The organism is bacterium (genome assembly GCA_030693205.1).
Classification (GTDB): Bacteria; Patescibacteriota; Minisyncoccia; order JAHIHE01; family JAHIHE01; genus JAHILZ01.
In genome coordinates, this window is record JAUYBG010000019.1 from 62,163 (window position 1) to 79,603 (window position 17,441).

Sequence of the window (17,441 nt, forward strand, 5' to 3'; positions counted from 1 at the left end):
TATGGAAAATCCGTTAATCTATCTTCTCCGCAAAATGTGGCAATATTCCGGCAATAATCGCCGAACTGTAATTTTGTATATTTTGTTTTCTGCTTTTGCCACTCTCCTCGGTTCTCTTGATGCGGTGATCATCGGCATATTCTTAAATACAATACAGACTGAGGGAGTGCGCAAAGAGAGTTTGCCCCATTTGCTTTTTTTATTGGGACTTTTGCCGGTTCTTGAAATCGTATTTTGGGCATTTCATGGAACATCCCGCGTAAAAGAGAATCGGAATGCTTTTTTTGTCAGGACTAATTATAAGAATTATCTTCTGCAGGGTACGATGGCGCTCCCGATGGAATGGCATACGGATCATCATTCCGGCGATACGATAGACAAGATAGAGAAAGGAACGGGAGCTCTTTTTAATTTTTCCGAAAGAACTTATGAGATGATACAGACGTTCATTCTTTTGACAATAGCTTTTATTGTCATGTTCTTTTTCGATCCGTTCGCGGGCGGCGCGGCTTTGGTGTTCAGTTTGTTTACTTTTTATGTCATCGGTTTGTTCGATAAAAAGCTTATACCCGGCTATATACAGGTAAACCGGATAGAGAATACCATTTCCGCTAAAATTTTTGACGCTTTAAGCAATGTGACTTCGGTGATCATTCTCCGGGTTGAGCCTCTTATTTTGAAATCTATCGATGGTTTTATTAAAAAGCCGTATGAGCGATATAATAAAAATATCAAATTAAATGAATGGAAATGGTTTTTTGCTTCCATTTTGGGAAGGCTTACAGTTGTTCTTGTTATCGGCATATATCTTTATACTCATATAGCTGCAGGCACGATCCTAGCCGGAACAGTTTATATTCTTTATAGTTATACAAATCAGATACGGGAAACTTTTTTTAGATTCGCTTTTCTTTACAATGATATTGTCCGCTATCGCGCCTCGGTGACCAACACCGAAGAATTATCCAATGATTTTCGGGGTGCGGCTTTATTGGAGGAAAAACATTTGCCTAAAACTTGGTCGGGATTGGCGATAAAAAATCTGTCTTTTTCTTATCATGCCCGGGATGGGGCGGATCTGCACTTGGATGATATAAATCTGAAGATTAAGAAAGGCGAACGTGTTGCATTGATCGGGGAAAGCGGGGGAGGCAAGAGCACTTTTCTCAGACTTATGCGGGATCTATATCATCCTAAAACGCTTACGCTTGTCATAGACGGAAAAGAAGCTCCAGGAGGGTTCAGTGAGATCAGTGATTCGATCTCTCTTATTCCCCAGGATCCGGAAATATTTGCGACGACTATACGGGAAAATATTACGCTTGGGGTTGAATATACCGATCAGCACATACAGGCATTTACCGACATGGCGCGTTTTACGGAGGTTTTTGAGAAACTGCCGAAAGGCCTCGAGTCTTCGATCGTGGAAAAAGGCGTGAATCTGAGCGGCGGAGAGAAACAGCGCCTGGCGCTGGCGCGCGGTCTTCTGGCCTCGGTCGATAAAGAAATAGTGCTACTGGATGAGCCGACAAGCAGTGTAGATTTTCAAAATGAACTTGCAGTTTATCAGAATATTTTTTCCGCTTTTTCGAGAAAAACGATCATTTCTTCCATTCACCGGCTTCATTTGCTTTCTTTGTTCGATACTGTTTATTTCTTTGAAGGCGGCAAGATCATAGCGCATGGATCTTTTGGCGAACTTAAGAAAAAATCTTCCGAATTCCAGAAGTTATGGAAAAAATATATCCGAACAAGAGATGCTTCGGGGTCATAATTTTTTAATATTCCGATAGTATGAATAAAAAACGGGTTTTTATCATCCATGGATGGGAAGCGGTGCCGGAATCAAATTGGTTTCCTTGGCTCAAGGAAGAACTGGAAAAGCAAAATATTGACGTGGCGGTTCCAATGATGCCGAATACTTATCATCCGATTTTTTCTGAGTGGCTGGCGCATCTCAAGAAAAACATCGGCACGCCGGATAAGAATACTTATTTAGTCGGCCATAGTCTTGGTGTTATTACTATCCTTAGATTTCTTGAATTACTTCCTTTAGGACAAAAAATTGGAGGAGTTGTGCTTGTCGCAGGATTTCCGGAGCCGATAGGATATGATGAGATAAAAAGTTTTTTTGTTACGCCTCTTGATTATGAAAAGATCAAGAATTCCGCGGAAAAATTTATTGCCATTAATTCCGACGATGATCCTTATGTACCTTTGCGGAACGGCGAAATTTTAAGAGATAAATTAGGCGCGGAGCTTATCATAGTGCCAAATGGCAATCACCTCAATGAAGGCGCGGGGTTTACAGAGTTGCCTGTAGTTTTAGAAAGTTTATTAAAAATTTATGCCAAAGGAAAGATTTAAATTAATACCAACTTCCCATTTGATTTTAATTAAAGACGGAAAGATCTTGCTTTCGCGGCGGTTTAATACCGGATACGAAGACGGGAATTATAGCGTGGTGGCCGGACATTTGGACGGGAATGAAACTTTTATCGAAGCAATGGTGCGGGAAGCAAAAGAAGAAGCGGGGATTGATATAGAAGCTAAAGATTTGGAAGTGATGCACGTAATGCATCGAAAATCGCCGCCGGAAGAGCGAATTGATTTTTTTATTAAAGCGAATAAATGGCAGGGCGAGCCGAAAATTATGGAGCCGGACAAATGTGATGATTTGAAATGGTTTCCGGTCAACGATCTTCCGGCCAATACGATTCCGTATATTAGGCAGGCAGTTGATAGGGTTAATAAGAAAATTTTTTATAGCGAATTCGGGTGGTAAAAATTATCAAAGGATTAAAATTAAAATAGTTGAATCATTATGAATAGAATTGGAAAAGATATAGAGTTGACGCAGATAGCGGACTATGCAAAATATTCGAATGAAGATCTGCTGAATGAATTTAAAACTTCTTTAAAAGGTCTTACGGACAAAGAGGCGAAAAATCGTCTCCGTATTTTTGGTTTGAATGTGCCGGCTGAGAAAAAAAAGATTTCAGCCGTTGTATTATTATTCTCCAAGGTTCGCAATCCTTTGATTCTTATTCTCGCGGTTATAGCGCTTTTCTCGCTTTTTTTTGGTGAAATAATAAATACAATTTTTGTTTCCCTGATGATATTGGTTAGCGTTGCGCTGGAATTTTCTTTGGAGTATCGGTCGGGCAAAGCGGTGGAAAAATTAAGCGATCTGGTTCGCACCAAAGTGGCTGTATTTCGGGATGGCGCGCAAAAAGAAATAGACCTTTTTGATATTGTGCCGGGTGATGTCGTCGATCTTTATGCCGGAGATATGGTTCCGGCGGATCTAAGAATTGTTCAGGCAAATGATCTTTTTATCAATCAGGCGTCTTTTACAGGAGAATCTTTTCCGGTTGAAAAAACAGCCGAATTCGATAAATCCAAAAAAGAGGCGATAGAAAAATTGGAAAATATCGCTTTTATGGGTTCAAGCGTGATTAGCGGAACCGGGCTTGGCGTGGCGGTTAAGACCGGAAAATACACTCAATTCGGGGAAATTTCCAGTTCTTTGATCCGGATCGGGGAAGAAACCAGTTTTGACAAAGGCATCAAGCAGTTTACGATGCTGATGATCCACCTGATGCTCGTTCTCGTGGTTTTTATTTTTTTTGTGATACTTTTTTTAAAGCAAGGGGTTTTCAAAGAGGCTTTGCTTTTTTCTCTGGCGGTTGCGGTTGGAATCACCCCGGAAATGCTGCCGATGCTGGTTAGCATAAATTTGTCGCGCGGGGCGGCTGATATGGCTAAGAAAAAAGTTATAGTCAAGCGCCTGAACTCAATACAGAATTTCGGCGCGATGGATGTGCTCTGCACCGATAAAACCGGCACACTTACTCTCGATAAGATCGTGATGGTGAATCATTATGACGTGGAAGGGGATGAAGATAGAGAAGTTATGGAGTACGCGTATCTCAATAGTTCTTTTCAAACCGGATTAAAAAATCTTTTGGACAATGCGATTCTTAAGCACGAAAAGATCAGAATGACGGGATATCAAAAAGTGGATGAAATGCCTTTTGATTTTTCCCGGAGAATAATGTCGGTGGTGGTGGAAAAAGACGGCCAGCATATTTTGGTCGCCAAGGGCGCTCCCGAAGATATTTTTAATCACTCAAGCCATTATTATCTCAACGGCAAGATCCATAAAATTCATGACAAAATATTTTCCAAAGTGCAGGAAGAATATGATAAATTGAGCGGCCAGGGATTTCGCGTGCTGGCGGTGGCTTATAAAAATATTGAAAAACCCAAAGCGGTTTATTCCAAAAATGATGAAAATAATCTCGTGCTCCGCGGGTATCTGGCTTTTTTTGACCCTGCTAAGCCTACGGTCAAAGAATCTCTCCGTGCGCTCGAAGATCTTGGTATTGAGATCAAGGTTCTTACGGGAGATAATGAAATTATTACCAAGAAAATATGCCGAGACGTCTCACTTTCCGTAAAAGGCGTTGTTACCGGTTTTCAGATGGATAATATTCTGGATGCCGAACTTGAGCGCTTAGTGGAAAAAACCACTATTTTCGCGCGCTTGAATCCGATTCAAAAAGAGCGAGTAATTAAGGCGCTTCACAGAAATAATCATACGGTGGGCTATTTGGGGGACGGCATTAACGATGCGCCTTCGCTTAAAGCCGCGGATATCGGAATTTCCGTGAATAACGCGGTTGACATTGCCAGAGAATCCGCCGATATTATCTTGCTTCAAAAAAGCTTAATGGTGCTGAAAGATGGCGTTCTTGACGGCCGGAAAGTTTTCGGCAATATTATCAAGTATATTAAAATGGGCGCGAGTTCCAATTTTGGCAATATGATTAGTTTGACCGGAGCGACTTTATTTTTGCCATTTTTGCCGATGACACCTTTGCAAATTCTTTTTAATAATTTCCTTTATGATATGGGCCAGCTTGCTTTGCCAAATGACGAAGTGGATAAGGAATATCTGGCCAAGCCCCGGCCGTGGAATATTAATTTTATAAAAAAGTTTATATTTTTTATCGGCCCCTTAAGTTCAATTTTTGATTTTTTGACTTTTGGAATAATGCTGTATGTTTTCAATGTAGCCCAAAACGGCAATCAAGAACTTTTTCATACAGGCTGGTTTATTGAATCTCTATTCACTCAGGTACTAGTGATCTATGTAATTAGAACCAACAAGATTCCGTTTATCCAAAGCACTCCGAATAAATTTCTTATTTTCAACACTCTTTTGATTCTTGCAATAGCGCTGGGAGTGATTTTTTCTTCCCTAGCGGGACTATTCGGCTTTGTCGCGCTACCGCCGCTTTATTTTATTATTCTTTTTATCATGCTGGTCACATATCTTTCGCTGGTTCAAATAGTTAAAACTTGGGTGGTGAGAAAATACGGGTATCAATAAAATATTAATTTAAATTTATGCCGGAATTACCGGAGGTTGAAACAATTAAAAATGATTTGGAGGCAATAATTATAGGCAAAAAAATAAGTGATGCCAAAATTTTATGGCGAGGCGCTCTCAATACTCCGGCTAAAAAATTTATCGCTTTGATAAAAAATGCCAAGATATTGGATATTTCGCGCCGCGCCAAGATCTTGATTTTAACTTTGTCCAATAATCATTCGCTTTTAATCCACCTGAAAATGACGGGGCAGCTGATTTATGATTTACACAAAAAAATACGGGATTCAAAATATAAATACGCGCGCATTATTTTCTTTTTCAAAGACGGAAGCGCGCTGGTTTTTAATGATCTTAGAAAATTCGGTTATGTCAAAATTGTTCCGCAAAACAAGGTTAAAGATTTTATAAACGACAAAAAATTCGGTCCGGAACCGCTTGAAAAAGATTTTACTTTGGAAAAATTCAAGGAAATTTTGAAAAAATACCCAAAGCGGCGAATCAAGCAATTTCTAACTGATCCGTCGGCGATTGCCGGCATTGGCAATATTTACGCGGATGAAATTTGTTTCTACGCGAAAGTTGCGCCAACCAATCAAGTCGGCAATTTGACAAGCAAGCAAATTAAATTTATTTTCATAGGAATTAAGAAAATTTTAAACCGGGCCATTGAATTAAGAGGATCTTCGGTGGAAAATTACGTGGATGCCAGCGGGCGAAAAGGGGATTATGTCAAAGAATTAAAAGTTTATGGTCGGGAAGGTAAAAAATGCTTTCGCTGCAAAGGTATAATCAAACGAATAAAACTTGGCGGCCGAAGCTCGCATTTTTGCCCGGAATGCCAGAAATAAATATTTTTATCTATGAAAAAAATTATTATAATTCATTATGCCGAGATTGCTCTGAAAGGCGAAAATCGCCGTAATTTCGAAAAAAAACTGGTTGAAAACATAAAGCACGCGCTGAAAGATTTGAAATATGAAAAGATCGAAAGGCTTTCCGGCAGAATCTTGATTACTCTTGATACTAGCGTCGAGATTGATAATTTTAAGCTTGCCTTAAGTCATGTTTTTGGCATTTCGCATTTTTCAATCGGCTGGGAGATAAACGCGGATTTGGATGAAATCAATAAAATTTTGGCAGAAATGCTGAAAAAAGAAATAGCCGGCAGATTGGCGGAAAAAAAAGAAATTAAAACTTTTCGCATTACCGCTCGCCGCGCCGAAAAGAATTTTCCTTTAACCTCCAATCAAATTAATTATAAAGTAGGAGAGTATATATTTGAAAAATCAGGCTTGGGTTTAAAGGTTAATTTGAAAAATCCGGATATTAATTGTTTTATCGAGATTGTTGAGGGAAAGGCATTGTTTTATTTTGATAAGATTAAAGCTTTGGGAGGTTTGCCGGTTGGAATAAGCGGTAAAGTTTTATCGCTTATTTCGAGCGGTTTTGATTCGCCGGTAGCCGCTTGGCATTTGATGAAAAGGGGAGCGCGAGTTCATTTTATTCATTTTCACAGTTATCCGCGCACCAGCAAGGCTTCGATCAATAATGTCAAAAATTTGATAAAAGCACTGGATCAGTATCAATTCGGTTCGGTTTTATATTTAGCGCCGCTTCTGGATATTCAGCGGGAAATTTTTTCCCAATGTGAAGAAAGATTAAGAATTATTTTATATCGCCGGTTTATGTTTCGAATTGCCGAAGCGCTGGCGAAAAAAATCGGCGCTGGCGCGCTCGTGACAGGGGAGAGTCTTGGCCAAGTTGCGTCCCAAACCCTCGAAAATATCGGCGTGGTGAATAATGCTATTTCGATTCCGGTTTTTCGGCCATTTATCGGCACTGACAAGATCGAGATAATAGATGAAGCCAAAAAAATTAACACTTATGAATTTTCCAGCCAGCCATATGAAGATTGCTGTTCGCTTTTTACTCCGCGCCATCCGGCGACCAAAGCGCGACTTGAACAGATTAGATTCGAAGAATCGAAACTGGATTCGGAAAAATTAATTAAAGAGGCGACAGGGAAAATCGAAAGTGTAGAAATAAAATAAAATTTTTCCGAATTAAAACCCGCTGGAGAAGTGGAGCTAAAGAGCTTTTTATCACGTCGCATAATGTAGGTTATGCGACGTGATAGTACTTGAAAGTGTTATTTACTACTATTAATACTACACGATGATCAATTCCCCGTCTTTGTATTAAAAAACGCTTATAACTCAATTTTAAGCGTTTTTTTTCTTGTTATTCCTTCTGTTTCTGCACTATTCCCCCAGTAAGTATCGTTTGATCTGATTCTTTGCTTTTTTAACCTTTTCTATTTGATCTTTGGGGCAATAAATCCCAATAAACCAATGATTCCACTCTGCCAGACCCAGCGCTTTGACAAACGGCGAGATCTTTTCCAGTTCTTGGCCGGTAGGATTTACAAAAATCTCGCTTTCGCTGAATTTCGGTATTTTTAGAATATTAATTAAAATTTCATGATTTTTTATTTTTAGGTCTCGGGCGATATTTTTTTCAATTTCAAGCGTATCTTTGATCTTCTTGATATTATCAAGGCCATCGGCCAAATCTTCTTTTCGAAAAATGATCGCTTCGCCGTATAATTTTCGATTACTAATCCGGTTTATCAGATCTTTTGCCGCTGTTTTAGATCGCCTTAAAACGCTTATAAAGTCAATATCGTCAAATTCGGTCAATTGATCCGGGTCAATTTCCCCCGCCGCCAATGCTTCGTAAAAAGCCGCTTGCAGCATGCTATTTGCTATCAGGGTTTTTCGATGCATGTATACCATCGAATACATTAAATATCGCGAGATCAAAATCGATTCGAAAGCCGGCAAGAATTTTTCATCAATGAAATATTTTCTTCCATCCACCGTCAAGTTTTTAATGATCACATCGGTTTCAATGACGCCATAAGCGACTCCCGTATAATATGAATCGCGTTTTAAATAATCCAGGCGGTCAGCATCTATTTGTCCGGCGATCAATCCGCCGAATTTTCCTTTGCCTTTGATGAGGTCGCAAATAATACCTGGATCCATTTCCGCTTTTTTTAGGATCTTTCCGATCTCGGTGGTGTGAATTATTTTTATCGCCTGTTCTTCATGAGTCGCGCCATTAGCTGATCCGATCGCCTTCTCGATAGAATGAGAAAAAGGATAATGACCGATATCGTGGAGCAAAGCGGCGGCCAAAAATTCATTCCGGCGGGAATCATTTTTGCCGAAAGCGAGTTTATCTTCAGCGACGATCTTCTCCGCGATCCTCTGGGCTAAATAAAAAGTTCCAATAGAATGTTCAAAACGAGTATGATTGGCGGACGGATAGATCAAGTAGCTTTGTCCCAGCTGTTTAATGTTGCGCAATCTTTGGAATTGTTTTGTTTCGATCAAGCTTTTAAATGGTTCTTCCAGGCTGATAAATCCATACAAAGGATCTTTGAGAATTATCATATATTATTTAGTGTTAAATTATTTATATAATATCATTTGTTCGACGGAAGTCGTTGTTTCATAGAGAGTAGCGATGTTTTCACGGGTTGAATCCAAATAGATATTGCTTCCCCACATTGAATCGTTAACTATGTATCCGCGAGAATCTTTGGCGAAAACCACGACATAATGGCCTCCGCCTTTGGTGCGAGTGTTAGGCAAAGCGCGCACATAAACAATTACCGGATGGCCATTTTTTAAATTTTCATCAACTTTGTTCCAGTTTACTTTTTGCCTGACTTCGTTTGCCACCAAGTTAATGCTTCGCCAGCTATTCGGCCATTTTATCAGGTCAAAAGAAAACAGCGGCTGTTTCGCGAGATTGCCCGGCGTGATGTCCTCGTTGTGATATTTAAAAAGCATGGCTAGCGCCGCCACGGCACATCCCCAAAATTTCATTGTCGAATTGGAATTGCCGATAGCTGTATCACCCCAGCGCGGGTCAGTTTGATAATAGTGCCAGAGCGCGGCGACCGGATTTGGCTCCGGTAATAATTGTTTGGATTGAATTCGCGCCAGTTCTTTAGCTCTGGTTATCTGAAGTTCTTCAATATTTCCAAGGATTTCTTGCCTTTGCTCTTCAACTCTTTTAAGCAAGTTTTCATAGCGCGATTGTTCGCCTTTGGTTTTACTTAATAGGTCTTTTTTGGAAGCGCGTGCTAAATTCAAAGATTCCTTTTCCTGCACCAGTCCGATTTTTAGCGTATCAATTTCCGCTTTTTTGGAAATCTCTTCTTTTCTGTTCCACTCCAGTTTTTCCTTTAGATTTTTCAAATCAATGACCGAAGCGCTGATTTTTCCTTGTACTGACTCCAGGGCATAATAACTTGTTAAAAAATCGGAAAGATTATTGTTTTTCAGTAAATTGCTTAGCAGGTCTTCGTTGCCGGAATTATAGATCTCTCTTAGCAGGCTTGCCAGGAATTCTTTTTGCCGGGTTATATCTTGCCCTTTTCCCCGGATCTCGGCATTGAGTTTTTCTATTTCCAGTGTTATTTGCTCCAGTTTTACTTCTGTTTGTTTGATCTTTGTTTCGGCAAATTTTATTTCTCCGTCCAGAAGCGCCATCTGATTTTCCAGATTAGCCGCCGCTGTTCGTTTTTGTTTTACGGTTTTAAGATATTCCTGCCTTTGATCTTCCAAAATTTGCCATTGTTTTTGCCACTCGGAGATCTTTGAGTCAAGCTCATCAAGCACATCGGCATTGATAACAAAAGGAAGCAACATGAAAAATGCTATTAAAATGGAATAAATTTTTTTGAAATTTAATCTTAACATTTTGATAAAAAAATATATACTTACAATATTATAGGAGGTAAAACAATGCCAAAAAAACTGACAATGCACGAAGTTATAGCAGAGTATGACGAACCAGAAAAAACGAGATCAGAAATAATTGAAAAATATCTGAGCCGTGATCATTGCACAAAATGCGGCTGCGCTTTAAGGGAAGCACACGAATGATTATTATTGCAAATGAGGGTTTATTTAAAATTTAAAATAAATTCCTCTTTTTTTATTTATTTTTTCTCAACTCCCGCTTTGATTCTTTCTAAAACTTTTTCTTTTCCCAGCACCTCCGCAATCTCAAAAGGACTGGGCGAAAATTTGGCGCCGCTCAAAGCGACTCGCAGCGGCCAAAGCGTATCCCCTACTCCCAGTTTTTCCATTAGCGGCTTAAGCGTGATTTCCAGATCAGTTTTATTGAATTTTTCTTCCGGCAAGTTTTCCAATATTTTTTTAATTTCCGTCAGATTTTCTTTGGTTTTTTCCAGAGTTGATTTTTTCCATTTCAAAAGCGCGGCGTCATATTCGGGAATATCGACGAAAAAATATTTTGTCGTTTCCGCAATGTCTGATAATTTTTTCATCCGTTCTTGCTCTAGCGCTATTACTTTTTTGATCCATTCAAAATTAGCTTTTTTCTCGGTATCTTTAATACAGCCGGAATTAATTAAATAAGGCAGGCATAATTCAGTTAGCTTTGCTATGTCCATTTTTCGGATATAGCTTCCATTCATCCAGTCCAATTTTTTCAGGTCAAAAATCGCGCCGGATTTGCCGACTTTATCCAATGTGAAATTTTCGATCATTTCCTCCAGTGTAAAAATTTCTTTTTCAGTTCCGGGATTCCAGCCAAGAAGCAGTATAAAGTTAATGACGGCTTCAGCGAGATATCCTTTCTCGATGTATTGGCTTACAGCTACATCTCCAGTGCGCTTGGAAAGCTTTTTTTTATCCTCGCCAAGAATATTGGGCAAATGGGCAAAAAAAGGAGATTGCCACCCAAAAGCCTCGTAAAGCATCACGTGAATAGGCGCGGTGGATAGCCATTCTTCACCGCGGATAATATGGCTTATTTCCATAAAATGATCGTCGATCACGCTTGCCAGGTGATATGTGGGAAAACCATCCGATTTCTGGAGAATATAATCATCGATCAGGGAATTATTGAATTGCACCGCGCCGCGGATAAGATCATTTAATTGTGTATTACCGGTAACCGGTGTTTTAAAACGGATCACGTATCTCGCTCCTGACTTTAGTTTTTTTTCAACTTCGCCGGCCGATAAATTTCGGCACATTCGATCGTATCGGGTAGGTTGTTTTTTGGCATTTTGCTCGGCGCGCATTTTTTCCAGGCGTTCCGGAGCGCAGAAGCAATAATAAGCCTTGCCTTTCTTGATCAATTTTTGCGCGTATTTTTTATAAATATCCAGGCGCTGGGATTGCACGTATGGGCCGAATTTTCCTTCGTCGCGCACATATGATTCGTTTGCGTCATAAAGCGGATATTCATCAGGTTCTATTCTTGCCCACTTTAGAGAATTAAAAATATCCAGTATCGAGCCTTTGACAAAGCGGGTTTGGTCCGTATCCTCGATCCGCAATAAAAATTTTCCGCCAAAATGTTTCGCCAGCAAATAAGCATACAATGCGGTTCGAATGCCGCCGATGTGAAGATAGCCCGTGGGACTGGGAGCAAAACGGGTGCGGATTTCGGCAAACATTGATTTGTTGGCTAAAATTTTAGATTGTGTGGCAGTTTGCGCGTCAATTGTGTTTAAAGGCATGATATTTTAGTTATGAATTGCGAATCTTGTGTTTACATCTTATCCTTTTTGCTCTTATTAGTCAAAACCAGCCAGGTAAATTTTATTGTCGCGTTATAAATTCTTCCGATTCTTCTTGGCTCTTTGATTAGCCGCCAAAACCATTCCAGTCCGGCGTTTCGCATCCAGCGCGGCGCGCGCGTGATCTTTCCGTTGATCATATCAAACGCGCCGCCTACTCCGATCGCGAGCTTCACGGTCGGCAATTTTTTTAAATTTCGGGCGATCCATTTTTCTTGCAATGGCGCGCCATAAGCGATAAATAGAATATTTGGCTTAGATTGGTCAATGATCGAAACCGCTATCCTGTCCCCTTCTTCGCTTGCGTCTCCGCCAAAAAATCCGGCAATTTCTATATTAGGGAAATTCTTTTTGATCTTTTCGGCGGTTAATTTTGCGCCTTCCCCTCGCGCACCGAGGAAAAAAATGCGGATTTTTTGAGCCGGATTATCAAAATTTTTCGCGATGCGATAGATCAAGTCAATTCCCCGGATTCGCTCGCCTAATCTTTCCCTCGGGAAAATTATCTTTGAAGCGAAGATCAAGCCAATTCCATCCGGTACGATTAAATCCGCGTTATTCACTATATTCTGGAACTCGCGATCTTTGTGGGCAAGAACGGCAATTTCCGGATTAGCCGTCACAATATAATGACTATTCGCGGAATTTAAAAAAGATCCGATGCGGTTTAAGGTCTCGGTGCCGGTGATATTATCGATTTTAATTCCCAAGATGTTGATTTTTCCGCTTCTGGCGCCGGTTTTTGCCGAGTTAGTTTTAAATGATGAGTTCTCTTGAGCAGGTATATTTATTTGTTCGTTTTTCATTATTTTTTTCAATATTTTATCATATAATTATACCATTTTGTCTTAAAAATAACAAAATTTACTTTTTTGTTCAAAAGTGGTAAAATACAATCAGTTCATAACATATAAACTAAGTCCATGCCTAAAATTTGTAATCCGAAACTTTGGGAAAAATTAGGAAAAAATAAAACGCGATGCCTTATTTGTTCGCATTATTGTCTGATCCATTCGGGCAAGCGCGGGATTTGCGGCGTACGGGAAAATAAAAAAGGCAAGCTTTATTCTTTGGTTTACGGCAAAGCGATCGCGGTTAATATCGATCCGATCGAGAAAAAACCCTTCTTCCATTTTTTGCCGGGCACAAAAAGCCTTTCAGTCGCGACCGTAGGCTGTAATTTTCGATGCGACAATTGCCAGAATTGGTCAATTTCACAATCTCCCAAACTGGATAAAAAAGAAATCGCCGGAGAGGATTGGCCGCCGTCAAAAATTGTTAAAATGGCAATGGATAACAAATGCTCCAGTATCTCTTATACATATACCGAACCGACAGTTTTTGCGGAATACGCTCTGGAAACGATGAAGCAGGCCAAAAATTATAAATTAAAAAATACTTGGGTTTCCAACGGGTATATGAGCGCCGAATGCATTGAACTGATAGCTCCGTATCTGGATGCCGCCAATATTGATTTGAAATCATACCAAGATAAATTTTATCGGACCAATTGCGGCGGAACGCTTGCGCCGGTGCTGGAAGCGATAAAACTTTTGAAAAAGAAGAATATTTGGCTCGAAATCACCACGCTTATCATTCCCGGACTTACCGATGATATGCGGATGCTTCAAAAAATCGCCGGATTTATCCACGGCGAACTGGGCGTTGAAACTCCCTGGCACGTATTGCAGTTTATTCCAGCGTATAAATTGCCCCATTTGACCGCGACATCCCCGGAAACCATTAAAAAAATTTGTGAGATGGGACATAAAGCCGGTTTGAAATATGTTTACTCCGGTAATCTTCCCGGCACTTATCTTGAGGACACTTATTGCCCCAAATGCCGGCAATTGATGATCGACCGGGAGCTGTATAGCGTGATGAGGTTTGATAAAAACGGCAAATGCGCCAATTGCGGAGAAAGCCTGAATTTGATTTTATAGATCATTATGAAAATAGAACTAAATGAAAACGCCGATTGTCAGGGAAAAAAATTTGGCCACAACTTTGAAAATGGCTATTGCTTGAAATGCGGCGTTTCGCAGCAACAATTAAGCCATCCGGTGAAAAAAATAGAAAAAACCAAATATAATCCGATCCATAAACTGAATAAAAATTTGCATAGCGATATTCATTATGTCGCCGACGAGATCAGCTTGTATTTCGGAGAAAGAAAAAAATTCGGAATGTATCTGGGGATAATCAAAAGGATCGGCACCGATAAAGCTTGGCAACTTTTTTCCGAAATAAAACAAAATGCGGAAGAAGCGAAAAAAGCGGGAAAAATATTAGAAAGTCCGGCGAAATTGTTTATTTGGAAAACAAAAAATAAGAAATAAAATAATTTCAATATTCTGCTTATTTAACAAAGCTCGCCAATTATTTTTTGGCGAGTTTTTAGTATGTGCTTTTAGCCTTAATTTTATCGCTCTCTTTTTCCGGAAATGAATTCTTCCAGAGCTGTTTGAGCTTCAAAATAAGGCATTTGAACTGGCGGATGCTTAAAGCCATATCCGCTCATGGAAAGTATTGCTCCGCCTGTGCCGCGATCCAGCGCGATTTTTGCCGCTCGAATGGCGTCAATGACAATGCCGGCTGAATTGGGAGAATCCTCAACGCTTAATTTTACGTCTATGGAGAAAGGAATATTCCCGAACATTTTTCCATTGACGTTGACATACATGATCTTATTATCTTTTAAATGCGGGATATAATCGCTTGGGCCGATTCGCAAGGGAATTTCGTATGGGATCATGGATGAAATAGCCGAAGTCTTGCTGATTCTTTTGCTTATCAAGCGGCTTTCTCCGGTGTGCATATTTAAAAAATCCGTATTTCCGCCGATGTTAAGCTGATAGGTGTTGTCGATGCCCATTCCCCTGTCGACCAAGAGTTTAATGATAGTTTTGTGCAATACTGTCGCGCCCAACTGCGATTGGATATCGTCTCCGATACAGGGAATATTTTTTTCTTTAAATCTTTTTTCCCATCTTTCGTCGCTGACAATAAATTCCGGAATGCAATTTATAAACGCTACGCCCGCTTTCAGACACTCCTCGGCATAGAAATGAGTGGCTTCTTTGCTTCCTACCGGCAAATAGTTCAATAAAATTTCCGCGCCGGTTTCTTTCAGGATTTTGGCGACATCAGCCGGTTTTTCTTTTGAAATCGAAAGAAATCCGGCAAGATTTCCGTCAACGCTATCTTTGATTGTTCCCATATGCACTTTTACGTTTTGAGCCGGAATATCGCGAAAAAATATTTTCGTGCAGTTTGGTTCGGAAAAAACCGCATCGCTCAGATCTTTGCCCACTTTGTGTTCGTCAATATCAAACGCCGCGACAAATTTTATATCTTTTACGGAATATTTGCCGAAAAAACTGTGTAAAAGGCCGGTAACTTTTTTGTCGCGCGGCGTATCGTGATAGTAATAGACCCCTTGAATTAAAGATGAGGCGCAGTTTCCTATCCCCACGATCGCCACTTTTATCCGGTTTTGTTTATTGTCAGTTTCACTCATAAGTTTATTTTTCCGCCTTTTTTATTTTAAAGGTTGATTAATTTTATATATAAGCATTGATAGCCGGTATATTTAGGAAATATTGATGTAATCCCGCCAGATCTCATATAGTTTTTTGGTAGCGACGACATCGCCCAGGCAGTAACGGGCGATGCGCTGATACTCTCCTTTTTTGTAAAGCGCGTTAACTTCCGCTCCGTTCACTCCTTCCGCTTTGGGGCTTTTGATGCCAAAAGATTTTGCGTAAAAATCAAGAGAAAAAGATCTTTTGGTCGCGCCGTAAAAAGTCAGCTGATCCATAAGGTCAACGTGCGCGTAAGAGCTGAAGCGAGGCGGCATTAAGTTTTTGGTCGGAACGATCTTGTTTATCGCCGAGCGGATAAGCAAAAACGGCGCGTCAAAACCGCGTCCGTTAAAAGTAATGAACTGATCATACATTTCCGCCGCTTTCCAAAATAAATTGATGATCTCCGCCTCAGTGCCGGAATGGTATTCGACCCCCTCTTCAGTAAACGCCTTTTCTTTTTTTTCACCCGCTTGATAATAGACCGCGCCCTTGTCGGTATCGGGGTTCAATACGGCAATTGCCACAATTTGCGCGGTAAGCGGCCAAAGCCCAAGCTTGGATTTTATATCTTCTTTTTCCTCGTTTGTTTCGGAATATTTAAGCAAATATTCCCGGGAATCTTTATCCAGTTTTTCAAAATCCATGCCTACGGTTTCAATATCAAAAACAAGCTTATTCATATAGTTTAAGCTAAAAGCGAATTAACTTCGTATCTCTTGGAAATAAGAGCTATTTTTTCTTCGATATAATTTTTAAATTTAAGTCCGCCATCCATTATCTTTTCCCAGGATTCTTTCAGTGATTGAAAGATCTTCTGGAAAAAGCCGGTTTGGTCCGTGATCTGCGTTTTAATGACCTGATAAGTTTTCGCGGCGCTTTTTATTGCGGAAGAAATTATGCCGATTTCGTCCGCACTGGGCAAGTTTTCAATATTTTTTAAATTATCGGTCGTGTTTTTGACTTCTTCGAGAGAATTTACTGTTATATTTCGGGCTTGGGCGGCAATGGAGGCAAAAGAAAAAAGCAAGGTTATAAAAAAATATAAGACAAATTTTTTTGCCATAGATTTATTTTAGATTATTTTAGACTTTTATATTCGAATTGGTTTTGATCAGCGAAATGCCCAAAGACGCGATTTTTGCTCCGGCGGTGATCAGCACCCAGAGAAAAATTGAAAAAACCGATAAATTCATCAAGCGGGTCGTGTACCCGAACATTTCCGGCGGGATGATGGATTTTATCATTTCCGGACTGATCAAGTTGTTGCTGATCATTTTTTGAATTTCTTCCGGGTTGATCTCGTTTAAATTTTTGGGGATGGGCGCGTCTGGATTTTTGGCCGGTGGCGCCGAGGGGTTCGTCGCGACGGTAATGGGTTTAAAAATTTCCGGAGGAGCTTGGGCATTAACAAAAACGTTTATTCCCAGATATAAGCTGTAACCGATTATTGATAGTCCAAGAAAAAGCAGAAGTGTCCCCAGTGCTTTTTCCATCGCGGTATTTTCCATGATAATATTTTTTTATTTAAAAATTATGAAAACGTATATTATCTTAATTTTACTCCAAATATGAAAAATCAGCAAGGAAATAAAAAAAGACTGATATTTATCAGTCCGCTTCATATGCTGGTTGTTTCACAGCTTGGGTTTTTTATTGGATAACCGCAATCCGAGCAACATTCATTTATTTTTTTATAATTTGCGATTAAGCTTACGGGTTTTTTACATTTTGGACAGTTTACAGTTACGTCTTTTATATTTTCTAAATAATATAATTGTATCAAGGTCATTTTTTCCTCCTATTATTTTTTTGTTCCGATTGG

General features: G+C 39.8%; 17 protein-coding genes. 9 read left to right on the plus strand and 8 right to left on the minus strand.

Going from position 1 to position 17,441, the window contains the following annotated elements:
• Position 1 precedes the first annotated feature (1 nt).
• The 6 genes from Q8N37_04500 to thiI are packed head-to-tail and all read left to right on the plus strand — an operon-like array spanning position 2 to position 7,452.
• Positions 2 to 1,774, plus strand: coding sequence for an ABC transporter ATP-binding protein (locus Q8N37_04500; protein MDP3057742.1), 1,773 nt, complete (start codon positions 2 to 4; stop codon positions 1,772 to 1,774).
• Positions 1,775 to 1,794: 20 nt separating this feature from the next.
• A complete protein-coding gene (locus tag Q8N37_04505) occupies positions 1,795 to 2,367 on the plus strand; it encodes an alpha/beta hydrolase (GenBank protein ID MDP3057743.1) in 573 nt (190 codons plus the stop codon).
• Complete coding sequence (locus Q8N37_04510; protein ID MDP3057744.1) at positions 2,348 to 2,785, plus strand: NUDIX domain-containing protein; 438 nt, start codon at positions 2,348 to 2,350, stop codon at positions 2,783 to 2,785. The genes Q8N37_04505 and Q8N37_04510 overlap by 20 nt, the downstream gene beginning before the upstream one ends.
• A 39-nt stretch (positions 2,786 to 2,824) precedes the next feature.
• Entirely contained in the window at positions 2,825 to 5,398 is a 2,574-nt protein-coding gene (mgtA, locus tag Q8N37_04515; protein ID MDP3057745.1) for a magnesium-translocating P-type ATPase, read from the plus strand.
• Between the two features lie 17 nt (positions 5,399 to 5,415).
• Positions 5,416 to 6,249, plus strand: a complete 834-nt coding sequence (mutM, locus tag Q8N37_04520) for a DNA-formamidopyrimidine glycosylase (protein ID MDP3057746.1) — start codon at positions 5,416 to 5,418, stop codon at positions 6,247 to 6,249.
• A gap of 12 nt (positions 6,250 to 6,261) precedes the next feature.
• Positions 6,262 to 7,452, plus strand: coding sequence for a tRNA uracil 4-sulfurtransferase ThiI (gene thiI, locus Q8N37_04525; protein ID MDP3057747.1), 1,191 nt, complete (start codon positions 6,262 to 6,264; stop codon positions 7,450 to 7,452).
• Positions 7,453 to 7,662: 210 nt separating this feature from the next.
• Here thiI and Q8N37_04530 read toward each other — a convergent pair whose 3' ends face one another.
• Both Q8N37_04530 and Q8N37_04535 read right to left on the minus strand, forming a co-directional pair.
• A complete protein-coding gene (locus tag Q8N37_04530) occupies positions 7,663 to 8,859 on the minus strand; it encodes an HD domain-containing protein (GenBank protein ID MDP3057748.1) in 1,197 nt (398 codons plus the stop codon).
• An 18-nt stretch (positions 8,860 to 8,877) separates the two neighbouring features.
• Complete coding sequence (locus Q8N37_04535; protein ID MDP3057749.1) at positions 8,878 to 10,125, minus strand: C39 family peptidase; 1,248 nt, start codon at positions 10,123 to 10,125, stop codon at positions 8,878 to 8,880.
• Between the two features lie 96 nt (positions 10,126 to 10,221).
• Here Q8N37_04535 and Q8N37_04540 point away from each other — a divergent pair, with 96 nt between their 5' ends.
• Entirely contained in the window at positions 10,222 to 10,362 is a 141-nt protein-coding gene (locus tag Q8N37_04540) for a hypothetical protein (GenBank protein ID MDP3057750.1), read from the plus strand.
• A gap of 56 nt (positions 10,363 to 10,418) precedes the next feature.
• On the opposite strand, the gene gltX is transcribed toward Q8N37_04540, so the two are convergent.
• Both gltX and Q8N37_04550 read right to left on the minus strand, forming a co-directional pair.
• Positions 10,419 to 11,972, minus strand: a complete 1,554-nt coding sequence (gene gltX / locus Q8N37_04545) for a glutamate--tRNA ligase (GenBank protein MDP3057751.1) — start codon at positions 11,970 to 11,972, stop codon at positions 10,419 to 10,421.
• A gap of 32 nt (positions 11,973 to 12,004) precedes the next feature.
• Entirely contained in the window at positions 12,005 to 12,838 is an 834-nt protein-coding gene (locus Q8N37_04550; protein ID MDP3057752.1) for a WecB/TagA/CpsF family glycosyltransferase, read from the minus strand.
• A 117-nt stretch (positions 12,839 to 12,955) separates the two neighbouring features.
• Here Q8N37_04550 and amrS point away from each other — a divergent pair, with 117 nt between their 5' ends.
• Together amrS and Q8N37_04560 are read left to right on the plus strand one after the other, a co-directional pair.
• Positions 12,956 to 13,975, plus strand: a complete 1,020-nt coding sequence (gene amrS, locus Q8N37_04555; GenBank protein MDP3057753.1) for an AmmeMemoRadiSam system radical SAM enzyme — start codon at positions 12,956 to 12,958, stop codon at positions 13,973 to 13,975.
• A gap of 6 nt (positions 13,976 to 13,981) precedes the next feature.
• The gene (locus tag Q8N37_04560) at positions 13,982 to 14,371 is read left to right on the plus strand and encodes a hypothetical protein (protein MDP3057754.1); all 390 of its coding nucleotides are present in this window, start codon (positions 13,982 to 13,984) and stop codon (positions 14,369 to 14,371) included.
• Positions 14,372 to 14,454: 83 nt separating this feature from the next.
• Here Q8N37_04560 and Q8N37_04565 read toward each other — a convergent pair whose 3' ends face one another.
• The 4 genes from Q8N37_04565 to Q8N37_04580 all read right to left on the minus strand — a co-directional run bounded on the left by Q8N37_04565 (position 14,455) and on the right by Q8N37_04580 (position 17,127).
• On the minus strand, positions 14,455 to 15,552 hold the full coding sequence (locus tag Q8N37_04565) for an inositol-3-phosphate synthase (protein MDP3057755.1): 1,098 nt from the start codon (positions 15,550 to 15,552) through the stop codon (positions 14,455 to 14,457).
• A 72-nt stretch (positions 15,553 to 15,624) separates the two neighbouring features.
• Positions 15,625 to 16,299, minus strand: coding sequence for a ribonuclease H-like domain-containing protein (locus Q8N37_04570; GenBank protein ID MDP3057756.1), 675 nt, complete (start codon positions 16,297 to 16,299; stop codon positions 15,625 to 15,627).
• A 5-nt stretch (positions 16,300 to 16,304) separates the two neighbouring features.
• Entirely contained in the window at positions 16,305 to 16,682 is a 378-nt protein-coding gene (locus tag Q8N37_04575) for a hypothetical protein (GenBank protein ID MDP3057757.1), read from the minus strand.
• Positions 16,683 to 16,701: 19 nt separating this feature from the next.
• Positions 16,702 to 17,127, minus strand: a complete 426-nt coding sequence (locus Q8N37_04580) for a hypothetical protein (protein ID MDP3057758.1) — start codon at positions 17,125 to 17,127, stop codon at positions 16,702 to 16,704.
• Between the last annotated feature and the right edge of the window lie 314 nt (positions 17,128 to 17,441).